Here is a 25,853-nt window from a genome sequence, read left to right on the forward strand (position 1 = left end):
TCTACATTGGATCAACGGAGGCGGGTATGAAGGTCGCGCTGGCGAAATGGGGGAACAGCACCTCGGTGCGTATTCCCAGTGCCTATTTATCGGCGCTGAATCTGAAGGCCGCCGATACCGTGGATATGCGGCTGGAAGAGGGCCGGCTGGTTATTGAGCCTGCCACAGTTGAAGATGAGGCCGATCTGGAAGACTTGCTCAGCCGCCTGACGCCGGACGTCATTCAGACCGAGGCCGATTTCGGTGCGCCCCAGGGCAATGAAGCTCTATGAGCGATTATGTGCCCGATGAGGGCGATATCGTTTGGCTGGAATTCGATCCGCAGGCCGGGCATGAGCAGGCTGGCCACCGGCCGGCCGTGGTCCTGAGCCCGCGCATCTACAACGATCGCCAGAGCCTGATGCTGTGTTGTCCGATTACGACGAAGATCAAGGGGCATCCCTGGGAAGTGGTATTGGGTGGAGACGTGGCCAGCGCGGTTCTGGCCGATCAGATCAAGAGCCTCGACTGGCGTGTGCGAAAGGCGCAGAAAAAAGGCGGCGTGACGCGCGAAGAACTGATCCGTGTCCGCAAGCTGGCCAAGGCGCTGATTGGGCGAAGTGTCTGATTTAGGCGTCTTTCCAGCTTGTATCCTTGGGGCCGCATGGCCTATATGACGGCTGCGGGCGCGGCATTTGTGACGCCCGCTGACATTCATTGTTGACCTGCCGGAAAACAGGGGTTATGACAACGCTGTCATGACTAAAGCCCTGGGCACACAGGGCGGGTCACAGGTTCGGAACGAAAAGGTCTCATGTCGGCATCTTCTGGAAGTAATGGCGCGCGCCAACAGGTTTTTGTCCTTGTCGGGGGCACGGGCGATCTCGCAATGCGCATGTTGTGGCCGTCGCTGGCCATGCTCGACCAGGAAGGCTTTCTCGCTGACAATCTGCGCATTATTTCCGTCGCCCGCGAAGACTGCGGCACCGAGGTCTGTGTCGACCGCATCGGCAATGCCGTCACCAGCCGTTTTGGCCAGTGGACGACGCCGGAAGCGCTCAGTCGGTTCCGCAAGCGCATCGTCCACGTCGCGCTCGACGCCGCCCATGACGACTGGGGCTCGAAGCTGAAGGCCGAATTGGGCGACGTGGAGCACCTCGATATCGTTTTCTTCCTGTCGGTATCGCCGTCGCTGTTCAAGCCGATTTGCGAGCACATCGAACGCGCCGGCCTGAACAAGGCGCCCAATCGCGTCATCATTGAGAAGCCGATCGGCCGCGACCTGGCCACTTCGAAGGTGATCAACGATTCCGTCGCCCATGCCTTCGCCGAAGACCGTACCTTCCGCATCGATCACTATCTGGGCAAGGAAACGGTTCAGAACCTGATCGCCCTGCGCTTCGGCAATATGGTGTTCGAGCCACTGTGGAATTCGCAGTCGATCGACCACATCCAGATCACCATTGCGGAAACGGTCGGCGTGGCGGATCGCCTCGGCTATTACGATGAATACGGCGCAATCCGCGACATGTTGCAGAACCACCTGCTGCAACTGCTCTGCCTGCTGGCTATGGAACCGCCCTCGGCCCTGACCTCGGACGCCCTGCGCGATGAAAAGGTAAAGGTGCTGCGTTCGCTGAAGGCCATCACCGCTGAAAACGTGCTGACCAACACGGCGCGCGGCCAGTATGGTCCCGGTTTCGCCGACGGCCATCCGGTGGCCGGTTACGAGGCGGAAAAGGGTTCGCCGTCCAATACCGAGACCTTCGTCGCCATCAAGGCGGAGATCGCCAACTGGCGCTGGGCCGGCACGCCGATCTATATGCGCACGGGCAAGTGCCTGCCGTCGCGCACCACGGAAATCGTCATCCAGTTCAAGCCGCTGCCGCATTCGATCTTCGGCCCGGAGGCTCAGGCCAACCGCCTGCTGATCCGCCTCCAGCCGGAAGAAGACATTTCGCTGACCCTGATGAACAAGGCGCCGGGCCTGACCTCGGAAGGTGTCCATCTCCAGCCGCTCGATCTCAGCCTGTCGCTGATCAAGGCGTTCGACGACAGCAAGGACGGCAAGCCGCCGCGCCGCCGTATCGCCTATGAGCGCCTGATCCTCGATGCCCTCAATGGCAATAATGCCCAGTTCGTGCGCCGTGATGAGGTCGAGGCCGCCTGGACCTGGGTGGATGGCATCATCAAGGCGTGGCACGAGAAGGACATGAAGCCGCAGAAGTACCCGGCCGGCACTTTCGGTCCGGTCAGCGCCTTCAGCCTGATCGAACGCGACAACGGACGCATGTGGAATGACTGAGGCCGCGCACAAGCTCAACGTCTCGGAAGACGTATTAACGTGGAATGCCCATGGCAAGACCGTGACCGTGCATTGCTTCGCCAATACGCAGCGCGCCGGCACCTATATCGCCGATGCCATAGCCGACAGCCTGCGCCAGGCTATTGATGCGCGCACCAAGGCCGTCTGGATCGGTTGCGGCGGCACCACGCCGAAGCCGATCTACCAGCACCTGATCCATGCTGAACTGGACTGGTCGAAGGTGACCCTGGCCCAGGTCGACGAACGTTTTGTGCCGGTCGATGATGCGGCCTCGAACACCCGCATGATGCGCGATGCTCTGGCGCCGGTCCTGGCCGATAAGGATCATTCGGGCATGGCGTTCCTGACCCTGATCCAGGATATCGATGATCAGGACTCTTGCGCCGAAAAGGCGGAAAAGACCCTGCGCGATCTGAATGGCGGCGAGGCGCCTCGCTTCGATTTCGCCCTGATGGGCATGGGGCCGGATGCGCACTATGCCTCGATCTTCCCGCATAATCCCATCAATGCCGAGGTCTATACTACCGAGCGCCTGGTGCTGCCGGTTCTGCCGCATACGGATGGTTCCGAGCCGAAATTGCCACGCATTACGCTGAGCGTGCCGGCAATCAATAATTCGCGCCGCATTCTTTTCTACATCACCGGTCAAGCCAAGCTCGATGCGCTCAAAAGCGCGACCGAGGACACCGACCCCTATACCTCGCCGATCGGCGCGTTTATCGCGCAATGTCCGACCGACGTCGAATTTGTTTGGGCGGGCTAGAGGACTAATATTATGACACAGTTGCATCCCGTAATTGCCGAAGTCACCGCGCGCATCATCGAGCGCTCGAAGGATTTGCGTAAGCAATTCATGGCGCGCGCCGACCGCTACAAGGCGAATGAGCCGCGCCGCAAGAAGCTTTCGTGCGCCAACTATGCCCACGTCGTCGCTGCCTCTTCGGACAATGACAAGTTGCAGCAGGCGCTCGATTCCGTGCCCAATATCGGCATCGTCACCGCCTATAACGACATGCTGTCGGCGCACCAGCCCTATCACGACTACCCCGAAAAACTCCGTGTCATGGCGCGCCAGTTCGGCGCCACCACGCAGGTTGCCGGCGGCGTGCCGGCCATGTGCGATGGCGTGACGCAAGGCCGTCCGGGCATGGAGCTCAGCCTATTTTCGCGCGATGTCATCGCCATGTCGACGGCCGTATCCTTGAGCCACGATGCCTTCGATGCCGCGCTGATGCTGGGTATCTGCGACAAGATCGTGCCGGGCCTGGTGATCGGCGCCCTGTCGTTTGCCCATCTGCCGATCATCTTCGTGCCATCCGGCCCGATGGGTTCCGGCCTGCCGAACCCGGAAAAGGCCAAGGTCCGCACCCGCTATGCGCTGGGCGAGGTCGGCCGCGATGCGCTTCTGGCCGCTGAAATGGCCTCGTATCACTCCGCCGGCACCTGCACCTTCTACGGCACCGCCAATTCCAATCAGATGCTGATGGAAATGATGGGCTTGCATGTGCCGGGCGCCGCCTTCGTCCATCCGAACACGCCGCTGCGCGACGCCCTGACGCAGTGCGCCGTCGAGCGTGCGGCGAAGACCGCTGAAAACTCCAAAAATCCGCATCGCCTGGCCGATGTCATCGACGCGAAGGCCATCGTCAACGGCGTGATCGGCCTGATGGCGACCGGCGGTTCAACCAACCACGCCCTGCACCTGCCGGCCATGGCCCGCGCCGCCGGCGTGATCCTGACCTGGGAAGACATGGACAAGATCTCGTCCGTGGTGCCGCTGCTGGCGCGCGTCTATCCGAATGGATCGGCCGATGTGAACCATTTCCACGCCGCCGGCGGCATGGGCTTTGTTATCAGGGAACTGCTGAACGCCGGCCTGATGCACGCCGATGTCCAGACCATTTGGGGGCAGGGCATGGCGGACTATGCCAAGGAACCCGTGCTGCAGGACGGCGAGGTTGTCTGGCGCGATGCGCCCGAACACAGCCTTGACGAAAACATCCTGCGCCCGGCTTCCAATCCGTTCTCGCCGGAAGGCGGGCTTCGTGAGGTCAAGGGTAATCTCGGCACCTCGATCGCCAAGGTTTCGGCCGTCAAACTTGAGCACCAGATCGTTGAAGCGCCATGCGTGGTGTTCGACGACCAGGATGATTTCCTGGCGGCCTTCAAGGCCAAACAACTGCCGGAAGGCGATTTCATTTGCGTCGTCCGCTTCCAGGGGCCAAAAGCCAACGGAATGCCGGAACTGCACAGCCTGACGCCGTCGCTTTCCAGCATACTCGACGCGGGGCGCAAGGTCGCTTTGGTCTCTGACGGCCGCATGTCGGGGGCATCGGGAAAGGTGCCTGCCGTTATCCACTTGACGCCGGAAGCGGTTGACGGCGGACCGATTGCGAAACTCAAGAACGGGGACGTGCTGCGTGTCGATTGCGTGGCCGGCACCATAGACTTCCTCGGAGATGCCGCCGAGTTTTCACAAAGAACAAATGCTGATCGGCCACCAGAAGCCGACGGCATGGGACGGGAACTTTTTGCGCACATGCGTCGTTCGGTAGGACCGGCCGACCAGGGTGGCGCCGTTTTTTGGTAACTATATGACAAAGCATTTCGAGGCCAGTTCGGTCACCACCTCCTTCAATCGCCCGCTGCGTGGGCTGGTGGGGGATATCGGCGGCACCAATGCCCGCTTCGCCATTGCGGAGCGTCGGGAAGGCAAGACCAGCCTGACCAGCTTCAAATCGCTGGAAACGGCGGAGCACAAGGACGTCTACAAGGCGCTGGCCGCCTATTTCGACATGATCGGCGGCAAGCCGGAGCTGGACTATGCCTGCGTGGCCGTGGCCGGACCGGTGAAGAACGGCCATATCAAGTTCACCAATCTCGACTGGGAAGTCGAGGAGGGACTGCTGGCGAAAGCGACCGGCGCACGCCGCGCCAAACTGATCAACGACTATGCCGGCCTGGCCTTTGCCCTGCCGCATCTCGAAGAGGGCGACACAAAGTGCATTGGCCCGGTAAAGTCGGGCTTTGGCGATGTCCATGCCGTGATGGGTGCGGGCACTGGTTTCGGTGCTTCGGTGCTGGTGGGTGGCGAGTTTGGCCCCTACTGCCTGTCGACCGAAAGCGGCCATATTTCCTTCGCGCCGGTCAATGATTATGAGAGTGAAATCCTGCGGTTCCTGCGCAAGAAGCATGGCCGCGTGACGGTCGAGATGCTGCTGTCCGGGCCGGGCCTGGTCAATCTTTACCAGGCGATTTCCTCGATCCGCGGCGAACTGGCCGAAGACCTGACGCCGGCGCAGATCACTCACCTGGAAGGCGAGGACGCCACCGGATCGCGCTACACGGTGGAAGCCTTCCTCGACATCATGGCTTCGGTGTGCGGTGACCTGGCCCTGGCGCATGGTGCGACCTCGGGCATGTTCATTGCCGGCGGCATTGCGCCGCGCCTGATCAAGCATATTGACGAACTGCGCTTCCGCGCCCGCATGGAGGCCAAGGCGCCGCTGGCGGGTATGGTGGCGGCTATTCCGTCGCGCATCATCATCCATCCGTATGCGGCGCTGCTCGGTTCGGCGAATGCGCTGACGGATGTGCAGATTACGGCTTAAGAGTAGTAAGTAAGAAACCCCACCACCACGCCTTTCAGGCGCGGTCCCCCTCCCCACCACAGGTGGGGAGGTATAAGAAAGCGCTTGTACCTCCCCGGCTTGCCGGGGAGGGGGACCATGAGCGCAGCGAATGGTGGTGGGGTATCTTGCTTTCCCAGAATAAAGGAAACACCCATGTCCACGCATCCCGATGTAGAAAAATTCATGACCATGGGCCCGGTGCTGCCGGTGATGGTCATCCCGTCGCTCGACCAGGCCCTGCCCCTGGCCGATGCACTTATAGCCGGCGGCATCCGGGCGCTGGAAATCACCCTGCGCACCGATTGCGCGCTGGACGCCATCAAGCTGATCTCGAAGGAGCGTCCGGAGGCCGTGGTCGGCGCCGGTACGGTGCTGACGCCGAAGGATGCCGAGAAGGCCGAGAAGGCCGGTGCGAAATTTCTGGTTTCGCCGGGCCTGACCAAGACCCTGGCGCATCAGGAGGTTTTGCCGCTGCTGCCGGGCGTGGCCACCTCTTCGGAAGTGATGAAGGCGCTGGAGTGGGGCTTCACCCATCTGAAATTCTTCCCGGCCGTACCGGCCGGTGGCGTGCCTTATCTGAAAAGCATCGGCGGCCCGCTGCCGCAGGTCAAGTTCTGCCCGACCGGCGGTATCGACGCGAAAAACGCCGCCGATTTCCTGGCGCTCGATAATGTGCTGTGCGTCGGCGGTTCGTGGGTCGCGCCGGCCAAGGCGATGAATGACGGCAATTGGGCTGAGATCACCCGTCTCGCCGCGGAAGCCGTGGCGACGTTTGGCAAGAAATAACTCCAAATCTCTTCATGAGATTTGGTAAGGGCAAGCGCCCGTCCGAGCCTTGCCCTCAAACAGCGAAACGGTAGGGCTTCGCAATGGGCGAGGCAAGCTTGCACGGCAGCGCCAAAAGGGAAAATGGATAAGACCTGAGTGTTGAAAACACTCAGGTCTTATCCATTGACAAAGCTGTCATGACAGACGCAAGCTGATAAGACCAATATAATAAACAAGGCTCGGATTCGAGTGACCCAGATCAAGGCGCCTGCCGCAAAAGAGCCGTCCGTTTCCAGCGCGGTTTCCACCATCAATGACGTGGCGCGGCTGGCCGGCGTATCGATCAAGACCGTTTCGCGGGTGATGAACGATGAGCCGAACGTGCGTGAGGAAACCCGCACCAAGGTGAAGGAAGCCGCCGCCCGCCTGCATTACAGGCCGAACCTGCTGGCCCGTTCGCTGGCCGGTTCGCGCAGCTTCCTGATAGGGCTTTTGTACGATAACCCGTCATCCAGCTATGTCATCGACCTCCAGCAGGGCGTGATCGAACGCTGCCGCCAGAGCGGTTACCATGTGCTCAGCGAGCCGCAGGACAGCCTGGCGCCGGATATCGGCCGGGCGATCGCTTCGCTGCTGGCCACTATCCGCCTCGATGGCGTGATCCTGACGCCGCCGCTCTGCGATATGGCTGTGGTGCTGGATGCCGTGGAAGCGGCCGGCGTGCCCTATGTGCGCGTCTCGCCCTCGCTCTTTCCTGGTCGCTCGGCCCTCGTGGAGATGGACGACACCCAGGCCGCCTACGAAATGACGCAGTTTCTGCTGGCGCGCGGACACAGGGATATCGGTTTCGTGCGCGGTCACCCGGAACACGGATCTTCGCACCGGCGCTATGACGGCTTCATCAAGGCCATGCACGAGGCGGGGGCGGAACCGCATTCGCGCCGCATCGCGCAAGGCTTCAACAGCTTCGCTTCGGGGCTGGAAGCGGCCAAGGCGCTGTTCATGGACGCCGGCAATTTGCCGACCGCCATTTTCGCCTCCAATGACGAAATGGCCTTTGGCGTCATGGCCTATGCCCAGCAGACAGGCGTTCGGGTGCCCGATCAGGTATCGGTGGTTGGCTTCGACGATACGCCGGGTTCGATGATCATCTGGCCGCACCTGACCACGATCCGTCAGCCGGTGACCGACCTGGCCTATGCGGCGGCCGATATGCTGCTGTCACGCGCCTCGGCCGATGAAGACGCGCCGAATTTCAGCGATACGCGTCGGGAATTGCCATTTGAACTGGTGATGCGCGAGTCGGCGAAGGCGGTTTAGAAAGTAAGAAACCCCACCACCACGAGCCATTTGTTGCGCGTCAACTTATGAGTTGGCTCGGTCCCCCTCCCCGCTTGTCAGGTAGGGGGACCGACGCGCTCTTGCGCGTTGGTGGTGGGGTTTCTTGCTTTCTTTGAGGTCTAAATCAAAAAAAACCCGATGAACCAAAAGGTTCATCGGGACTAAAGGCCAGTGCCTTCCAAATAATGCCACATTTAAGAAGGCGCTTTAAAACCACGACAGCGAAACGGCTATGAAAAAGGGAAAGAAACCGGGCCGCATAATGGTTTTAAACACAGATCCCGATCCGAAAATTCCAGAAAAATTCACAGAGCGGGAAAACAGGGTGAGATAGTCATAGCAAATCTGACAACGCTGTCAAATAAATAATGAAAGCAAATATGTTTTTTGACGTAAAACGCCGGATATATTGCGCCGCAACCGTTCGCGTCAAAAGGGATGGTGACTTGACGGGGCTTGATAGCGCTGTCATTAAATCGGGCAGGTCCGGTCGTCACAGGCAGCAAAACGGGCCGGCAAAAGCAGTGACAGGTGGGCGATAACGGGCGGCTTTTTCAGACCGTGCGGCCGTGCTACAGGTCAAAGAAAAAATGTTGTGGAAGAACGACCCAAGGAGCACTCCATTGTCTCATAAATCCTCGCTCAGGCCCGCCCTTATGATCGGCGCAGCAATCGGTGTGTTGTGTACATTCGGTTTTGGTGCGGCGGATATGGCGCAGGCCAAGGCGAAAGCCGCCGCGCATAAAACCGTCAAGAAGAAGAGCGTAAAGAAAAAGGTCGTGGCCAAGGCGCCCGCCGTCATTGCGGTCGATCCCGCCTGGCCGAAGCTGGCCCCGGCCGGCCTGGTCGATCCCGCCACCGAGGCGAAGATCACCGAGATCATGAGCCAGATGACGCTGGAGGAAAAAGTCGGCCAGACCATCCAGGCCGATATCGCCTATATCAAGCCGGAAGACCTCAAGACCTATCCGCTGGGCTCCATCCTGGCCGGCGGCAATTCCGCGCCCGGCGGCAATGAACGCGCCACGCCGGACCAGTGGCTGAAACTGGCTGATGATTACTGGCGCGCGGCGCTCGATCGCCCCACCAAGGCGCCGATTCCGCTGCTGTTTGGCATCGATGCGGTGCACGGCCATTCCAATCTCGTCGGCGCCACCATCTTCCCGCACAATGTCGGCCTGGGCGCCACCCATGATCCGGACCTGATCGAAAAGATCGGCGCCGCCACCGCCGCCGAAATGGCCGCCGCCGGTGTGGACTGGACCTTCGCCCCGACGGTCGCTGTGGCGCGTGACAAGCGCTGGGGGCGTTCCTACGAATCCTACTCGGAAAACCCGGCCGACGTGGCGGCCTATGCCGGCCGCATGGTTGACGGTCTGCAGGGCGTGCGCGGCGGCATGGACGGCATCAAGCCAGGCCACATCATGTCCACCGCCAAGCACTTCCTGGGCGATGGCGGCACGAAGGACGGCAAGGACCAGGGCGATGCCGAGATGAGCGAGGCCGATCTGGCGCGCATCCACGGTGCCGGTTACCCGCCGGCCATCGAGGCCGGCGCGCTGTCGGTCATGATCTCTTTTTCATCCTGGAACGGCCAGAAGATGGCCGGCAACAAGCGCCTGATCATCGGCGCGCTGAAGCAACGGATGCACTTCGACGGCTTCACCATCACCGATTGGGACGCCCACCGCCAGTTGGAAAGCTGCGCCAAGGACGATTGCCCGGAGGCGATGAATGCCGGGGTCGACATGTTCATGGCGCCGGATTCGTGGAAGCCGATGTATGAAAATACCCTGGCCGATGTGAAGGCCGGCACCATTCCGATGTCGCGTCTCGATGACGCCGTGCGTCGCATCCTGCGCGCCAAGATCAAGGGCGGGCTGTTTACGCTGGGCGCGCCGCTTGACCGGCCGCTTTCGGGCAAGTGGGACCAGTTGGGTTCGCCCGAGCACCGCGCCCTGGCGCGTCAGGCGGTGCGCGAATCCCTGGTGCTGATCAAGAACGAGAACCACACCCTGCCGCTCGATCCGGGCGCGCGCATCCTCGTCACCGGTTCGGGCGCCAACGATATCGGCAAGCAGTCGGGCGGCTGGACCATCACCTGGCAGGGCACCGGCAACAGCCGCGCCGACTTCCCGAATGGCGAGACCATCTATGAGGGCATTGCCGAGGCGGTGAAGCAGGCCGGGGGCGTCGCCACGCTCAGCGACAACGGCTTCTACAAGGAAAAGCCCGACGTGGCCGTGGTAGTCATCGGTGAAGATCCTTACGCTGAATTCCAGGGCGACCGCACCAATCTCGACTACCAGACCGGCGACCGCAGCGACCTGGAGATGATCCACAAGCTGAAATCGGCCGGCATCAAGGTGGTCACCGTCTTCCTGTCGGGCCGCCCCCTGTGGACCAACCCGGAAATCAATGCGTCGGACGCCTTTGTCGAGGCCTGGCTGCCGGGCACCGAAGGCGGCGGCATCGCTGATGTCATCGTGGGCGACCTCAACAAGCAGCCGCGTTACGATTTCAAGGGCAAGCTGACCTTCTCGTGGCCAAAGACCGCCAATCAAGGGCCGCTCAATATCGGCACGGTGGGCTATGATCCGCTTTTCCCCTATGGCTATGGTCTGACCTACGCGGATATCGGCGACGTGCCGCAACTGTCGGAAGATTCCGGCCTGCGCAATGAAGCCGTGGTCAATGTCGATACCTATTTCGCTGCCGGCCGCGTAAAGGCGCCGTGGCAATCGGCGGTGATGGACGCTCAGGGCATTACCATGATCAGCGGCGCTTCGGTGGAAAGCGCCGGCGGCAATGTCGCCCAGACGACGGTGGACGCCGACAAGCAGGAATCCGGTCGCTCGGTGATCTTCAAGGGCAATGGCATTGGCGCGGTGGCCATTTTCGGCTCGCCGGTCGATCTCAGCCGCCAGACCACGGGCAAGATGGCGCTGGCCGTCACCTATCGCCTCGATTCCGCGGTCTCCGGCCCGGTCATGCTGACCATGGGCAAGGACGAGAAGACCTATACCTCGCTCGATATCGGTCCGGAACTGAAAGCGCCGGTCGGCCAGTGGGCCACGCTGAAGGTCAAGCTGGACTGCTATCAGGCGGCCGGGCTTGACGTGTCGCAGGTCGGCGTGCCGTTCTCGCTGGCGACGACGACGCCCCTGTCGATCAGCTACAGCGAGATCAAGCTGGCTTCGGACGAGGGCGACGCCGTGTGTCCGGCGAAGTAGGGAAAGAGGAGGGTAATGGCCGGCGGCTGTTACCCCTCCGTCTTCGATGCCTTCGGTATCGAAGCCACCTCCCCTCCAAGAGGAGAGGATTTTAAGAACAGAGCGGCGAGTTCAATCGTCGCCGTTTCACCTGTTGGGATTTCGGGATTGATTCAGCCTAAAAGCTGTGCCAATTGTATGATAATATAAATCACGGGCGTTATCCGACGCGCCCAAGAGGGGAAACATGCCTGATTTAGCTTCACTGCTGCCGGCGAGCAGCTTTCTGAAGAGTCTCGATATCTGGATCGTGCTCTTTTACGCCGTCTCCATCTTCGTCCTGGCCCAGGTCGTCTCGCGCCGCAAGGCGGGCGAGGCGGTCACCTCGAACGGCTACTTCCTGGCCGGCAATACCCTGCCGTGGTGGGCCATCGGCGCCTCGCTGATTGCCGCCAACATCTCCGCCGAGCAGATCATCGGCATGTCGGGATCGGGCTACAAGATCGGTCTGGCCATCGCCTCCTATGAATGGATGGCGGCCATCACCCTGATCATAGTCGGGAAATACTTCCTGCCGGTCTTCCTGCGCAACGGCATCCAGACCATGCCGGGCTTCCTGCAGACCCGCTTCGGCCCGTCGGTGAAGTATCTGATGGCGGTTTTCTGGCTGATCCTCTATGTTTTCGTCAACCTGACCTCGATCCTGTGGCTGGGGGGCACGGCGGTGACCACCGTGACCGGCCTCGATACCCTGACCGTGCTGATCGCGCTTGGCACCTTTGCCCTGCTGTATCAGTTATCCGGTGGGCTGAAGGCCGTGGCTTTGACCGACATCGTCCAGGTGACGCTTCTGGTGCTGGGCGGCCTGATCATCGCCGGCCTGACGCTTTCAAAGATCGGCGGCGAGGCCAATATCACCGGCTTTGTCGATGGTTTCAACAAGCTGCGGGCAAACTTCCCCGACCACTTCCACATGATCCTCGACAAGTCGTCCGAGCATTACAAGGATCTGCCGGGTATCGCCGTGCTGGTTGGCGGCATGTGGATCATGAACATCTCCTACTGGGGTTTCAACCAGTACATCATCCAGCGCGCCCTGGCCGCCAAGTCGCTGCCGGAAGCCCAGAAAGGCATCGCCTTTGCCGCCTATCTCAAGCTGCTGATGCCGCTGATTGTGGTCGTGCCGGGGATGGCCGCCCTGATCCTGGCGCCGGGGCTGCCGAAGCCCGACCAGGCCTATCCGCAGATGATGACCCTGCTGCCGACCGGCCTGCTCGGCCTCGTCTTTGTGGCGCTTACGTTTGCCGTCATCTCGTCGACGGCCTCGAAGATCAACTCGATCGCCACCATCTTCACCATCGATATCGTGGCGCCGCTCAAGCGTGACCTCGATGAAAAGACCCTGGTTATGGTGGGCCGTGTCGCGGCGGTCGTTTCGGTGATCATCGCGGTCATCGTCGCCAAGCCGCTGGTCGGTTCCTTCGACCAGGCCTTCCAGTATATCCAGGATTTCACCGGCTTTTTCACGCCGGGCATCGTGGTCATCTTCGCGCTCGGCATGTTCTGGAAACGCTGCTCGACGGCAGGCGCCTTCGCGGCCGTGGCCGGCGGCTTCCTGATGTCGTGCTTCTTCTATGTGGCGTCATACCTGCATACACATCCGGATTTCCTCGGTTTCAGCAACAGCTTCATGGCGACCACCTTGCCGGACATGCCGTTCATGAACCGCGTCGGCTGGGTCTTCTGGATCGCGCTTGGCCTGTGCGTCGCCGTCTCGCTGGTGGTGCCGAACAAGCGGGAGGTCTCGACGCTCACGCTGGAAGGCGTCAGCTTCAAGACAACCCCGGTGGTCAACGCCCTGGCGATCGGCGTGATTGTGATCCTGGTCGGCCTTTACTGGTACTTCTGGTGACGAAGCGCTGTGGCGGTCTGCAAACCGTCATCTGCCAAGATACGTTCTTACGTATCGTTTTCACGATACTGGCGATGCGGTGCTCACGTACTCAAGTACGCTGCGCTCCGCTTCTCGCCAGCTAACGGTTTTCGACTCATCACAGCGCTTCATCTTCCGTTCGTAGAAATAAAAACAGGTGGCGAGGGGAAACCTTCGCCGCCTTTTTTGTTTACTGGATCGGCTTCCACGATTCGAAGACGGTCTCGCGGGCGATCTTGCCATCCTGCATCTGGAACACATGCAGCAGGCGCAGTTCGATAACAGCGCCGATGGGGAAGGGCAGCTTGGCATAGCCCTTGCCGGTGACCTTGAACTGGACGATGCAGTCATCGACCACGCGATCGTGCGTGGCGAAGCGATCAAGCGGCTGCATGGACAGCAGTTCGATCGAACCGAACAGGGCGCGGTAGTTGGCCTCGATGGCTTGCAGCGTATCCAGCCGCATGTCGCGGCTTGGCATGTCGAGCACAATGCCCTCGGCATAGAGGTTCATGATCGAGGCCGGATCGGTGGCCTCGCCCTTCATATGGGCATCGACAACGGCCAGGTTGATTTCAGCGGCGGTGGGATTCATCACGGCTAGTCTCCTTCAAATAACATCGTTTAGACAGATCGACTGTCTAAATACATATGGACAGATAGACTGTCAATGTGGCAGAACAAAAAAATGAGTAACACCACCATATCCGAAGCCCGCGTCACCCTGGGCTCCCTGTTGCGCAAGCCCTATGAGGTCTTGCAGGTCAAGGTCTATGCCGGACTGGCGGCGCGCGGTTTCGGCGATATTCGCCCGGCCCATTCCAGTGTGTTTCGCTATATCCGGCCGGAAGGGTCGCGCGTATCGGACCTGGCCGAACTGGCCGAAATGACCAAGCAGAGCATGGCCTATCTGGCGGGCAACCTGGCTGATCTCGGTTATGTCACCATTGCGCCGGACCCGACCGATGCCCGCGCCAAGCTGGTCATCCTGACGACGCGCGGCCGCCAGGTGTGGGATGCCTTGGTGGCGCTTAGCTTCGATCTGGAGGCGCAATGCGCGGCGCGGATCGGCACGGAAAGGATGGCGCAGTTGCGGACCATTCTTGGCGAACTGGCGGCGGCAATCGCCGATTGACCCCCTGCCGTTTGCGGGCGTAAGCTACCGCTCAACAAATAAAGCCGAGGGAGGCTGTTATGGTGTCTGTTATGCGTGGCGCGCTGATGAGCGCGGCAATTCTGTCGGCTATTGTTGCGTTTCCGGCCCTGGCTCAGACACCGGTGAAAACCGCCAGCGGGCCGGTATCGGGCATGACGGCCGATGGTGTCGAAAGCTTCAAGGGCATTCCCTTTGCCGCCCCGCCGGTGGGCGATCTGCGCTGGCGGGCGCCGCAGCCGGCGGCGCACTGGACGACCACCTTGAAAGCCGATCATTACGGCCATGACTGTATGCAGGAACCGTTTGGCGGCGATGCGGCGCCGCTCGGCACCGCGCCTTCAGAAGACTGCCTGGTGCTCAATGTCTGGCGCCCGGCGCATGTGGCAGACAAGAAACTGCCGGTGATGGTGTGGATCTATGGTGGCGGCTTCGTCAATGGTGGCTCGTCACCGGCGGTCTATGACGGCTCAGCCTTTGCGAAAAAGGGCGTCATCATGGTCAGTTTCAATTACCGACTGGGACGATTCGGCTTCTTCGGGCATCCGGCCCTGACGGCTGAAAACAAAGACGGCGGGCTGCTCGGCAATTACGGCTATATGGATCAGATCGCAGCGCTGAAATGGGTGCAGGCCAATATCGCGGCCTTTGGCGGCGATCCGGCCAATGTCACCATTTTCGGCGAATCGGCCGGCGGCGGCAGCGTCCATATGTTGATGACCTCGCCCCTGACGAAAGGTTTGTTTGCCAGGGCGATCATCCAGTCCGGCGGCGGACGCGGTAATCTGATGGGCGAGCGCCGTTTGCACGAAGACCTGCCCAATGTGCCGTCGTCGGAAACGCTCGGCGTGGCGCTGGCGAAAAAGAACGGCATCGAGGGCACGGACGCCGCGGCTCTGGCGAAACTGCGTGCCCTGCCGGCGGAGACGATCGTCGACAAGCTCAACCTGGCCAATATGACGAGCGATACTTATGGTGGGCCGATGGTCGACGGCAGGATCGTCGTCGAAGACCCGCAGTCGGCCTATCTGGCCGGCCGCTATAACAAGGTGCCGCTGATGATCGGCGCCAATTCGGCCGATATCGGTTTCAACTTCGCCCAGACCAAGGAGGCGGCCTTCGCGCCTTTCGGCAGCCATATCGACGAGGCCAAGGCGGCCTATGACCCGATGGGCAACTTCCCGGTCGAGGTCATCCGCTACTTCATGGGCATGGACCGGATGATGATCGAGCCGGCGCGCTTCGTGGCCTCCGTATTGGCAACACAAGGGGTGCCGAGCTATGAATACCGCTACGCCTATGTGGCCGATTCGATGAAGGCGGAATGGAAGACCGGCACGCCCCACGCCACGGAAATTCCCTATGTCATGGATACGGTCAGGGCCAAGTATGGCGATAAGCTCACGGCGGCGGATGAGAAGATCGCCGATCAGACCAACAGCTACTGGGCCAATTTCGCCAAAAACGGCAATCCCAATGGCGCCGGCCTGCCGGAATGGCCGCAATATGATCCGAAGGCCGATGTGTTGATGAACTTCGCGCCGGATGGCACGCCGGCGGCTATTCCCGATCCGTGGAAGGCGCGGCTGGACGTGACAGCGGCAACGGCGCCCTGACAGTCGTTCAGGTCCGGTTCAGAGGCTGCCCCTATATATCCCACGCAGGCAGATGTTTTTCATTCGACGGAATGTCAGACATTTTGCGTTACAGAAACAGTTCCGCCCTTTAACGGTCGCTTTCACCCGTTATGCGGGAGGGACGAGGATTATACAAATTTCAGGCGGCATAATGCGTTCGACCCAATTCATGACTACGGGCCTTTATGGCCTGATCCTTTGCGGCTGTGTGGCCGGGGCCTTGCCGGTGATGGCGCAGGAGGCAGCGCCGCCTCAGGCCGCGCCTGATGCGGTGGCAAAGCCGGATGAGGCGCCGACAACCACCGTAACCGTCGAGGGCAAGAAGGCGCAGAACAAGATCGACCGCCAGGTCTATGACAATACCAAGGACATCGACAGCCAGACCGGTACGGCGGCGGATGCCCTGAACAAGGTGCCGTCGGTCAATGTCGACCCCACCGGCAATGTCACCCTGCGCGGCAATTCCAGCGTCCAGGTCTATGTCGATGGCAAGCCGTCGGTGATGATGCAGGGCGATAACCGCGCCGGCGCGCTGCAATCCATGTCGTCGGGCGATATCGATTCCATTGAGGTCATGACTAATCCCGGCGCGGCTTTTTCCTCGGAAGGTTCCGGCGGCATCATCAATCTGGTGATGCGCAAGAACCGCAAGCCCGGCACCAGCGGCGCGATCAATGCCAATATCGGTGATGGGCGTTACAATGCCTCGCTCAATGGCGCGCGCAATACCGGTAAATACACGATCAGCGGCGGTCTGAGTATCCGCCATGACCAGCGCCCGAACCGCTCCGGCTCGGTCTCGCAAAATCTGATGAGTGATACGACCACCGAACAGTCGGGCGCCGCCGAAGGCAAGATGGACAATGTCTCGGCCAATGCCGGGATCGACTACAATCTGGGTGAAAACGACTCGATCGGTTCCCAGGTTGCCTGGTCACGCCGGGAGATGGACAATGACAGTCAGGAAACCTATGCCAATTACGGGGCCGATGGCGCCTATCAGGGGGGCTATACGCGGACCTCGCACAATACCGGTCCGCATGATGATTTCAGCTTCGACCTGAACTGGAACCACACCGGCAAGCAGGCCGGCGAAAGCCTGAAGACCGACCTGCGCTTTGGTCGTTCCGTCGGCAATACAACGACGGATGCCACGAACGCCAACAGCGACGGCACAACGGATATCGATAAGCGCATCGCCCAAAGCGACTTCCACAATGCCGTCTTCAGCGTCGATTATGTCCGGCCCTTCGGTGACGCTCAGATGACCACCGGCATCCAGATCACCCAGGACAATAACAGCTTCAGCAACTTCGCCACGGGCAAGAATGCCGCCCTGCTGACCAATGATTTTGCCTATGACCAGACCCTGAGTGCGGCCTATATCACCTGGCAGCAGCCGATCGGCGAAAAGTGGACGGTTCAGGGCGGCCTGCGCGCCGAGGCGCTCGATCTCAATACCGAAAACTATGGCAATCCGGATATAACGACGGACGATACGGCCAGCCACATCAACTATACCAAGATCAGCCCCAGCGCCTTTGCGACCTATGCCCTGAATGACAGCACCAAGCTGCGCTTTTCCTATTCGCACCGCCTGCGTCGCCCGCAGGCCCAGGATCTGAACCCCTTCCGGACCTATCGTGACGAACAGAATGTCAGCCAGGGTAATCCCGACCTAAAGCCGGAAGAGACGGATTCGTTCGAGGCCGGTTACGAAAAGAGCGCAGGCAAGATCAATTACCAGATCCGTGCCTATTACCGGAAGACCGATAACGAAATCACCGATTACAGCTACTACCTGCCGCAGACCGATCCCGATGCGCCCCAGGTGCTGCTGACCACCAAGCGCAATTTCGGCGACAGCCAGTCGGGCGGACTGGAAGGCAATTTCGATGGCAAGCTGACGCAGAAGCTCTCCCTGCGTCTGAACGGCAACCTGGCCTATACCAAGCTGGACGCGGCTTCGCAGACCCGCGATACCGAAGCCACGACCTTGAGCGGGCGTATCAGCTTCGATTATACGGCCACAGCCAAGGATCGCTTCCAGTTGAGCTATTTCGCCCGCGGCAAGCAACTGACCGGCCAGGGCTATCGCGCGCCTTTCGGCATGGGCAATCTGTCCTATCGTCACCAGGTGACGCCGAAGGCGGCGCTGGTCGTCACGGTGCAGGATCCGTTCCGCACGGCGAAATTCAAGACGATCGTCGATACCGATACCATCTACAGCGAATCTTCGCGCAGTCTGCAGGGCCAGGTCATCATGGTCGGCCTCAGCTATACGCTTGGTGGCGCCAGCAGCAACAAGGATGGCGAAGGGCAATGGAATGGCCGGCGTGGCCCCGGCGGGTGGGGCGGCCCTCCGGGCGGCGGTGGCGGCCCGATGTAGGAAACAAGGGCGGAACCGCTAGGTTCTGCCTTTTTCTTTGCATTTTTTCTGTAATCGATTACACCTTTCGGACGATCAAAAAACGGCCGGACGGGGGGCTCTATCCGTGATGGCCCGAAATGCAGGGAATTTGTCATGGATATGATCACCCGGAAAGGTCAGGGCTGGCTCTTCACCACCGCCTTTGCCGCCATTACCGCCACCTCCTTCTGCTTCATTCTGCGTGCGCTGGTCATCGATAACTGGGGCATCGATTTTACCCTGACCGAAACGCAGAAGGGCGAACTGCTCGGCGTCGGCCTGTGGCCGTTTTCCATCACCATCGTGCTGATGTCGCTGTTCATCGACCGCATCGGTTTCCGGGTGACCCTGTGGTTCGCCGCGCTTTGCCATATCATGGGGCTGGGCCTGCTTTTTACCGCCACCGGCTATTGGTCGCTCTATGCCGGCACCTTCATCATGGCGCTCGGCAATGGCGCGGTGGAGGCCGCCGCCAATCCGCTGATCGCTACCCTGTTTGCACATGACAAATCGAAATGGCTCAATCGCCTGCACGCCGCCTGGCCCGGCGGCATGATCCTGGGCGGGCTGCTGGCCATGGGGCTGGACAGCCTCGGCGGCTTTGACTGGAGAATGAAGGTCGGGCTGATGATCATTCCGGTGCTGGTCTATACGGTGCTGCTGATTGGTCGCAAATTCCCGGTCTCCGAGCGCGTCGCGTCGGGTGTCTCCTACCGCACCATGCTGGGCGAGGCGGGGTTCATCTCGGCCTTTATCCTGGCGGCCCTGATCATGCTCGAAGTCGGGCGTGTCTTCGCCCTGTCGCCGGTGGTGTCGTTCGGTACGGCGGCGGTTCTGGCCCTGATCTATGCCTTTTTCGCCCGTTCGCCGGGGCGGCCGCTGTTCATCCTGCTGGTGCTGGTGATGATGCCCCTGGCGGTCACCGAACTTTCGACGGATAGCTGGATTTCGTCGCTGATGACGCCGGAAATGAACAGGCTCGGCCTCGCCGCCGGCTGGGTGCTGATCTATACCTCGGCGCTGGTTTTCGTCATCCGGATCTTCGCCGGCACGCTGATCAAGTGGCTCAATCCGCTGGGCGTGCTGGCCATGGCCTCGGCGCTTGCGGCAGCGGGCCTGTTCCTGATGTCGGGGGCCACCGGCCTGGCCATCCTGGCCGCGGCGACTTTCTACGGCATCGGCAAGAGCTTCTTCTGGGGTACGGCTCTGGGCGTGGCCTCCGAGCAGTTCCCCAAGGGGGGCGCGGTGACGCTGAATATGCTGGCCGGCGGCGGTATGCTGGCGGCGGGCATTGTCGGCTCGGTGCTGCTGGGCGCGGCGCAGGATAATTCGACCCGTGACGGGCTGAGGCTGCATGACGCCACGCACCAGACCACGCTTTCCGAACAGTACCTGACGGAAAGGGTCAGTGTGTTCGGTCGCTACAAGGCGCTGGATGAGGCGAAGGTGGCGGTGGCTTCGGATGCCGACAAGGCTGTGCTGGAGGGACTTTCCGGCAGCGCCAAGAAAGACGCCCTGAAGGAGGTGGCCCTCTTGCCGGTCATCACCTGCCTGATCTTCCTGGGGCTGATCCTGTGGTTCCGCCGCAAGGGGGGATATAAGCCGGTGGTGATTGGTGAGATGCACTAATAATCCCCTCTCCCTCATGAGGGGAAAGGGGGAAATATAAAAGAGAAGATATGACAAAGCTAAGACTAGGCATGGTGGGCGGTGGACCGGGCGCATTTATTGGCCCCGTTCACGGAATCGCGGCGCGGCTGGATGACCGGTTCACCTTGAGCGCCGGCGCCTTCAGCCGCGATGCCGGAAAGAATGCCGCGGCGGGCGAGGGCTACGGCCTGTCGGCAGACCGTGTTTACGCCTCGTGGCAGGAGATGCTGGCTCAGGAAAAGGGGCGGCTCGACCTGATCGCCATTGTCACGCCCAATGACACCCATTTCCCGATCGCCAAAGCCGCGCTGCAAGCCGGTTTCAATGTACTGTGCGATAAGCCGGCGACACTGAACCTCGAAGAAACCCTGCGCCTGCGCGACATCGTGCGCACCAGTGGCAAGGCTTACGGCCTGACCTATACCTATAGCGGCTATCCGCTGGTGCGTGAGGCGCGGAAACTGATCGCCGAAGGGCGGATCGGCAAGGTGCGCAAGATCGTGGTCGAGTACAGCCAGGGCTGGCTGTCGCAGGAACTGCACAACAAGCAAGCCGACTGGCGGGCCGATCCGGCGCAATCGGGCCTTGGCGGCTGCATCGCCGATATCGGCGTTCACGCCTTTCATCTCAGCGAATTTGTCAGCGGGGCGAAGGTCGAAAGCCTTTGCGCCGACCTCGGCATCGTGGTGCCCGGCCGAACGCTCGATGACGACTGCAATGTGCTGCTGCGCTATGAGAATGGTGTGCGCGGCGTGCTGGTGTCGTCGCAGATCGCCGCCGGTGACCGCAATGGCCTGCGTCTGCGCGTCTATGGCGAAACGGGCGGCATCGACTGGAGCCAGGAACAGCCCAACACCCTGACGATCAACGGGCATGATGCACCCACACAGGTCCTGCACGCCGGCACACCTTATCTGACCTACGGCGCACGTGTGCCGGCCGGTCATCCGGAAGGCTATCTCGAAGCCTTCGCCACGCTTTACCGCGATTTCGCCGACGAGATATCGACCGGTGCGCCATCACTGGTGCCGGGCATAGACGATGGCGTGCGCGGCATGGCCTTTATCGAGACGGCCATTCGATCGAGCCGCAACAAAAGCTGGGAGACACTGCTGTGAAGACACTCAAAGGCCCCGGTATTTTTCTGGCGCAGTTCCTCGGCGACAAGGCCCCCTTCAACACACTGGAAGGCATGGCACAGTGGGCGGCGGGCCTTGGCTACAAGGGGCTGCAAATCCCGACCTCTTCGCCGGCGATTTTCGATCTGGAAAAGTGCGCCCAAAGCCAGACCTATGCCGATGAGATCAGCGGGATGCTGGCGCAATACGGTCTGGTCGTCACCGAGCTATCCACCCATCTGCAAGGCCAACTGGTCGCCGTCCATCCGGCCTATGACACCCTGTTCGATGGTTTCGCGCCGCTCAGCCTGCATGGCAGGCCGAAGGCGCGGCAGGCGTGGGCGGTGGAGCAGGTCAAGCTGGGGGCGAAAGCCTCGCAGCGCCTGGGGCTCAAGGCGCACGCCACCTTCTCCGGCGCGCTGGCCTGGCCGTATGTCTATCCGTGGCCGCAACGCCCGGCGGGGCTGGTCGAGGAAGCTTTCGCGGAACTGGGCCGGCGCTGGCTGCCGATTTTGAATGCCTTTGAGGAGGCTGGCGTCGATTGCTGCTATGAAATCCACCCCGGCGAAGACCTGCACGATGGTGCCACCTTCGAGCGCTTCCTCGATGAGGTGGGCGGTCACAATCGCGCCAATATCCTGTTCGATCCCAGCCATTTCGTGCTGCAACAGCTTGATTATCTCAGCTATATCGACATCTACCACGAGCGGATAAAGATGTTCCATGTCAAGGACGCCGAGTTCAATCCCAGCGGCCGGTCCGGCGTCTATGGCGGCTATCAGGGCTGGGTCGACCGGCCGGGCCGCTTCCGGTCTCTGGGCGATGGCCAGGTCGACTTCAAGGGCATTTTCTCGAAGCTGGCGCAGTACGATTACGACGGCTGGGCGGTGCTGGAATGGGAGTGCTGCCTGAAGCATCCGGAAGACGGCGCCCGCGAAGGCGCGCCCTTTATCCGCGACCATATCATCCGCGTCACCGAAAAGGCGTTTGACGACTTCGCCGGTAGCGGCGTATCGAAAGAGTCACTTCGTAATTTGATGGGACTTTGAAATGGATCGTCGTTCGCTCTTGCTGGCCCCGCTCGTTTTGACCGCCGGAGGGGCCATGGCCCAGACCGCTGCCCCTGATACCGCAAAAGTCGTGGCCGGCTGGCCCACGCCTGCGGGCACGATCGATCTGTGGCCGAAAGGCGCGCCCGGCCAGTTGCATCCGGACATGAAGGAGCATGTCGAGGAGACCTCGACCGATCCGGCGATCAAGTTCCGCCGCGTTCAGGGCATATCGAAGCCCCGCATGGCGGTCTTTCCGGCCGAGAACCCCAATGGCGGCGCCATGCTGATCATTCCCGGCGGCGGCTTCTGGTGGAATTATTTCGACCACGAAGGCTATCAACTGGCCGACTATCTCAACACACAGGGCATCACCTGTTTCGTCCTGTTCTACCGGCTGGCCAATGATGGCTGGCAGAATGCCGCCGATGTCGGCACGATCGACGCCCAGCGCGCCATGCGCCTGATCCGCCAGAATGCGGCGCAGTATAAGATCGATCCGAAGCGTGTCGGCGTGGCCGGATTCAGCGCCGGCGGCTTCGTGACTGCCTCGCTGGCTACCCGTCATGCGCAGGCGCTCTATGCGCCGGTCGATGCGGCTGATCAGTTAGACGCCCGCCCGCTGATCGCCGCGCCGATCTACCCCGTCATTTCGCTTGATCCCGCCATTGCCTACGAAGGCACCGCGCCATCGCTCTTCGGTGCGCCGGCGACTGCCGAACAGATCGCCCGCTATGCGCCGGACCACAATGTCGATGCGCAGACCCCGCCGATGTTCCTGACCCAGGCCGAGGATGACACGACCGTGCCGGTGGCCAATTCGATCGTCATGAGGGATGCACTGAAAGCCAAGGGAATCACGGTCGAGACTCATCTGTTCGCCAGCGGCGGGCATGGGTTTGGCATGAAGGCTGATCCTGATCGCCCCTATCACATCTGGCCGCAACTGCTGGTCAATTTCGCCCGCAGCCAGGGGCTGATGGGATAGGGAGAGCGGCCTCAGGAGCCGACTTTACATCGTTTTTTACAGGAGTCGGGTTATCCGCAGATTGCGCAGATTTTTCAGCGCATGACCTGTACCTTTCTGTACTTGAAAGCCGACTGTTTTCGGCGCGAAGCGCCAAGCATTTACGACCACATCCGTGCTCGAAAGCTAACAGTTGCACGCTGAAAAATCTGCGCAATCTGCGTAATCTGCGGTTTTCCTTGATCTTCACTATTTGCCACCAAGCTACCGGGCGTTTCCTCAAAAAGAACCCTGAGCACCATTGGCGGCGCCCAGGGTTTGGACCGTAACACAGGAGGGGATGTTACGGTTTGCGGCGGCGCCTCCTTGAGGGGATCGGATGCGCCGCGCAAAGTCATCAGATCACGCCCGCCTTCACCTGCTTCACGGCATGATCCGCCGCGCGGGCGGTGAAAGCCATGAAGGTCAGGGACGGGTTGACGCAGGAGGTCGAGGCCATGGCGGCGCCATCTGTGACGAAGACATTGGGCGCGTCATGCAACTGGTTCCAGGCATTGGTGACTGAGGTGCGCGGATCCTTGCCCATGCAGGCGCCGCCCATTTCGTGGATCGAGTCACCGGGAATGTGCGGCTTTTCCTCCGCCGAAATATTGATCAGGCCGGCGGCCTCCATCATGGCCCGGCCCTGGCGGACGCCATCGGCCATCATCTTCTTTTCATTGTCGCGGTAGGTGACATTGAACAGGGCCTGAGGCACGCCGAAGCGGTCGACCTTGGTCGGGTGAAGGGTGATCGTATTGTCGAGATAGGGCAGGCACTCGCCGAAGACATTGAAGCCCACCGACCACAGGCCGTATTTACGCAGGCCCGCCTTCATCGATGCCCCGAAACCGACCGCGCTGGAGACACCACGACTGCCGCCGCCCTGGCAGCCATAGCCGCGCAGGAAGTCGGCATCGGCGTCCTGGCCGTCGAGATTGCGGAAGCGCGGAATATAGATGCCGGCGGGCTTGCGGCCATATTCGATCACATCGGCATGGGTGCCTTCGGGCAGGTTGCCGGAAAACAGGGTCAGCATGGGGTGGTCCATGATGTAGCGCCCCAGTTTCCCGCTTGAGTCGGCGAAGCTGCGGTCGCTGCCCGGCAGTTTTGAATTGAGCAGGATCTGGTTCGACGCCATGGCCGAGGCGCACAGGAAGACGATGCGTGAACGATAGGTATGGGCCGCTTGTGTATTTGCGTCTATGGTGCGGACGCCGGTGACGCGCTTCGTCTTCGGGTCGTATTCCAGCGAGGTCACCACCTGGTCGGACAGAAGGGTCAGCCGATTGGTGGCGCGCGCAGCGGGAAGTGTCACGGCCTGGGTCGAGAAATAGGCCCCGAACGAACAGCCGCGATTGCACTGCGACCGGCTCTGGCAGCGCGACCGGCCCTGTTCCGGCTTGTCCTCGGTCATGTTGGCCGTGCGGATCGATATGACCTTGCGGTCGGGCATGGCTTTTTCCAGCCGGTCCTTCAGCCAGGTTTCGGCGACATTCATCGGGTGCGGCGGCTGGAACTCGCCGTCGGGCAGATGAGGCAGGCCCTCTTTCGATCCGGCGATGCCGGCGTATTTTTCGACATAGGAATACCACGGCGCGATGTCATCGTAACGGATGGGCCAGTCATTGCCGTGGCCGTCCCTGCCATTGGCCTCGAAATCCTGCGGGCCGAACCGCAGGGACACGCGCCCCCAGGTGATCGACTTGCCGCCGACAATACCCGGCCGCACCCAGCGGAACTCCGGGCCGTCCTTTATGGCATAGGGGTTCAGGCGGTCATTGTTCATGAAGCCTTTCACCGCCGTTTGACCGGCGCCGCCGTAGCGCGCGGCGTAGTAATCGTCCTCCAGCAGGGCCGGCGGGGTCTGGCCGCGATAGGGCTGTTCCCACGGGCCGGTGCCTTCATAGGTGTAGTCGGCGCTGTGCTCGACCATGCGGCCGCGATCGAGCATCAGAACCTTCATGCCTTTTTCGGTCAGTTCCTTGGCGGCCCAGCCGCCGGAAACCCCGGAGCCGATGACGATGGCATCGAATTCATAATCTGACATGGCTGGCCCTTAAGACGAGAAGACGCGGTTGACTTCGGCATAGGGATAGGCGCCGTCGTAACGGCCTGGCACCGGCAGATAGACGCGCTCGACCGTGCAGCCGATCTCGGAGCTGTAATAGCCGAAGATAACCAGTTGCCGCAGATGCTCGAAACTGTCCGCTGGGGCATCGGGAAGCGTCTGGTTCATGGCCAGGGTCAGTATGGCATCCTGTTGTTCCGGCTTGGTGGTGGCAAAGGCTTTACTATGGGTTTTCCGCGCATAGGCGTCCATGGCGGCAAGCCCGCCCATGACCATGTCGCGCTCGCCTGGCCAGTACCATTCCGACAGCATCATCTCGATAAAGGCCGGCACTTCGGCGGCGATGGCGCCCGGTGTATCGGTGGTGGGGATAATGCGCTCGGAAACGGCGGCGGTAAGTGCGCGCTGATCCGGGGTCATATAGGGGGCAGTGGATTTGAAGCCGGGGTCCATGCCGGCCTGCATGGCGCGGGCGATGGGGGCCACGGCCGCGCCACCGACCATGGCGAGGATGCCGGTCAAAAGGCTGCGCCTGTCGATATGGGAATGGTCGTGGGCCATGCTTATT

The 25,853-nt window shown here is 61.1% G+C and carries 20 protein-coding genes; 17 read left to right on the forward strand and 3 right to left on the reverse strand.

The window, feature by feature from the left end; translation table 11 throughout:
* Positions 1 to 26: 26 nt before the first annotated feature.
* From ACTHND_RS03940 to ACTHND_RS03985, 10 genes are all read left to right on the forward strand, one after another.
* On the forward strand, positions 27 to 272 hold the full coding sequence (locus tag ACTHND_RS03940) for an AbrB/MazE/SpoVT family DNA-binding domain-containing protein (RefSeq protein WP_440176005.1): 246 nt from the start codon (positions 27 to 29) through the stop codon (positions 270 to 272).
* Entirely contained in the window at positions 269 to 607 is a 339-nt protein-coding gene (mazF, locus tag ACTHND_RS03945; RefSeq protein ID WP_440176006.1) for an endoribonuclease MazF, read from the forward strand. The genes ACTHND_RS03940 and mazF overlap by 4 nt, the downstream gene beginning before the upstream one ends.
* A gap of 186 nt (positions 608 to 793) precedes the next feature.
* Positions 794 to 2,284 carry a glucose-6-phosphate dehydrogenase gene (gene zwf / locus ACTHND_RS03950; protein WP_440176008.1) on the forward strand — a complete coding sequence of 497 codons (1,491 nt, stop codon included), beginning with the start codon at positions 794 to 796 and terminating at the stop codon, positions 2,282 to 2,284.
* A complete protein-coding gene (gene pgl, locus ACTHND_RS03955; RefSeq protein ID WP_440176010.1) occupies positions 2,277 to 3,068 on the forward strand; it encodes a 6-phosphogluconolactonase in 792 nt (263 codons plus the stop codon). The genes zwf and pgl overlap by 8 nt, the downstream gene beginning before the upstream one ends.
* Positions 3,069 to 3,080: 12 nt before the next feature.
* Positions 3,081 to 4,895 carry a phosphogluconate dehydratase gene (gene edd / locus ACTHND_RS03960; protein ID WP_440176012.1) on the forward strand — a complete coding sequence of 605 codons (1,815 nt, stop codon included), beginning with the start codon at positions 3,081 to 3,083 and terminating at the stop codon, positions 4,893 to 4,895.
* Between the two features lie 4 nt (positions 4,896 to 4,899).
* The gene (locus ACTHND_RS03965; protein WP_440176014.1) at positions 4,900 to 5,916 is read left to right on the forward strand and encodes a glucokinase; all 1,017 of its coding nucleotides are present in this window, start codon (positions 4,900 to 4,902) and stop codon (positions 5,914 to 5,916) included.
* A 174-nt stretch (positions 5,917 to 6,090) separates the two neighbouring features.
* Entirely contained in the window at positions 6,091 to 6,723 is a 633-nt protein-coding gene (locus ACTHND_RS03970) for a bifunctional 4-hydroxy-2-oxoglutarate aldolase/2-dehydro-3-deoxy-phosphogluconate aldolase (protein ID WP_440176016.1), read from the forward strand.
* 240 nt (positions 6,724 to 6,963) lie between these two features.
* On the forward strand, positions 6,964 to 8,025 hold the full coding sequence (locus ACTHND_RS03975) for a LacI family DNA-binding transcriptional regulator (RefSeq protein ID WP_440176282.1): 1,062 nt from the start codon (positions 6,964 to 6,966) through the stop codon (positions 8,023 to 8,025).
* Positions 8,026 to 8,702: 677 nt separating this feature from the next.
* Positions 8,703 to 11,279: a glycoside hydrolase family 3 protein gene (locus ACTHND_RS03980; protein WP_440176285.1), complete on the forward strand. Its 2,577-nt coding sequence runs from the start codon at positions 8,703 to 8,705 to the stop codon at positions 11,277 to 11,279.
* A gap of 226 nt (positions 11,280 to 11,505) precedes the next feature.
* Positions 11,506 to 13,170 (forward strand): sodium:solute symporter family transporter, encoded by a 1,665-nt coding sequence (locus tag ACTHND_RS03985; protein ID WP_440176017.1) that lies wholly within the window; start codon positions 11,506 to 11,508, stop codon positions 13,168 to 13,170.
* Positions 13,171 to 13,381: 211 nt separating this feature from the next.
* On the opposite strand, the gene ACTHND_RS03990 is transcribed toward ACTHND_RS03985, so the two are convergent.
* Entirely contained in the window at positions 13,382 to 13,786 is a 405-nt protein-coding gene (locus tag ACTHND_RS03990) for a nuclear transport factor 2 family protein (protein WP_440176287.1), read from the reverse strand.
* A gap of 93 nt (positions 13,787 to 13,879) precedes the next feature.
* Between ACTHND_RS03990 and ACTHND_RS03995 the strand changes: the two genes are divergently transcribed.
* From ACTHND_RS03995 to ACTHND_RS04025, 7 genes are all read left to right on the forward strand, one after another.
* Positions 13,880 to 14,326 (forward strand): MarR family winged helix-turn-helix transcriptional regulator, encoded by a 447-nt coding sequence (locus ACTHND_RS03995; protein WP_440176018.1) that lies wholly within the window; start codon positions 13,880 to 13,882, stop codon positions 14,324 to 14,326.
* Between the two features lie 59 nt (positions 14,327 to 14,385).
* Positions 14,386 to 15,960 (forward strand): carboxylesterase/lipase family protein, encoded by a 1,575-nt coding sequence (locus ACTHND_RS04000; RefSeq protein WP_440176019.1) that lies wholly within the window; start codon positions 14,386 to 14,388, stop codon positions 15,958 to 15,960.
* 172 nt (positions 15,961 to 16,132) lie between these two features.
* Positions 16,133 to 18,370 carry a TonB-dependent receptor domain-containing protein gene (locus ACTHND_RS04005; protein WP_440176020.1) on the forward strand — a complete coding sequence of 746 codons (2,238 nt, stop codon included), beginning with the start codon at positions 16,133 to 16,135 and terminating at the stop codon, positions 18,368 to 18,370.
* 135 nt (positions 18,371 to 18,505) lie between these two features.
* The gene (locus ACTHND_RS04010; protein ID WP_440176021.1) at positions 18,506 to 20,020 is read left to right on the forward strand and encodes an MFS transporter; all 1,515 of its coding nucleotides are present in this window, start codon (positions 18,506 to 18,508) and stop codon (positions 20,018 to 20,020) included.
* Between the two features lie 50 nt (positions 20,021 to 20,070).
* On the forward strand, positions 20,071 to 21,159 hold the full coding sequence (locus tag ACTHND_RS04015; protein ID WP_440176022.1) for a Gfo/Idh/MocA family protein: 1,089 nt from the start codon (positions 20,071 to 20,073) through the stop codon (positions 21,157 to 21,159).
* Positions 21,156 to 22,208 carry a sugar phosphate isomerase/epimerase family protein gene (locus ACTHND_RS04020; RefSeq protein ID WP_440176023.1) on the forward strand — a complete coding sequence of 351 codons (1,053 nt, stop codon included), beginning with the start codon at positions 21,156 to 21,158 and terminating at the stop codon, positions 22,206 to 22,208. The genes ACTHND_RS04015 and ACTHND_RS04020 overlap by 4 nt, the downstream gene beginning before the upstream one ends.
* A gap of 1 nt (position 22,209) precedes the next feature.
* On the forward strand, positions 22,210 to 23,196 hold the full coding sequence (locus ACTHND_RS04025; protein ID WP_440176024.1) for an alpha/beta hydrolase: 987 nt from the start codon (positions 22,210 to 22,212) through the stop codon (positions 23,194 to 23,196).
* A 376-nt stretch (positions 23,197 to 23,572) separates the two neighbouring features.
* On the opposite strand, the gene ACTHND_RS04030 is transcribed toward ACTHND_RS04025, so the two are convergent.
* On the reverse strand, positions 23,573 to 25,264 hold the full coding sequence (locus ACTHND_RS04030; protein ID WP_440176025.1) for a GMC oxidoreductase: 1,692 nt from the start codon (positions 25,262 to 25,264) through the stop codon (positions 23,573 to 23,575).
* A 9-nt stretch (positions 25,265 to 25,273) separates the two neighbouring features.
* Positions 25,274 to 25,846, reverse strand: a complete 573-nt coding sequence (locus tag ACTHND_RS04035; RefSeq protein ID WP_440176027.1) for a gluconate 2-dehydrogenase subunit 3 family protein — start codon at positions 25,844 to 25,846, stop codon at positions 25,274 to 25,276.
* Positions 25,847 to 25,853 lie beyond the last annotated feature (7 nt).

Source organism: Asticcacaulis sp. (assembly GCF_051954415.1).
In the GTDB taxonomy this organism is placed as follows: Bacteria; Pseudomonadota; Alphaproteobacteria; order Caulobacterales; family Caulobacteraceae; genus Asticcacaulis.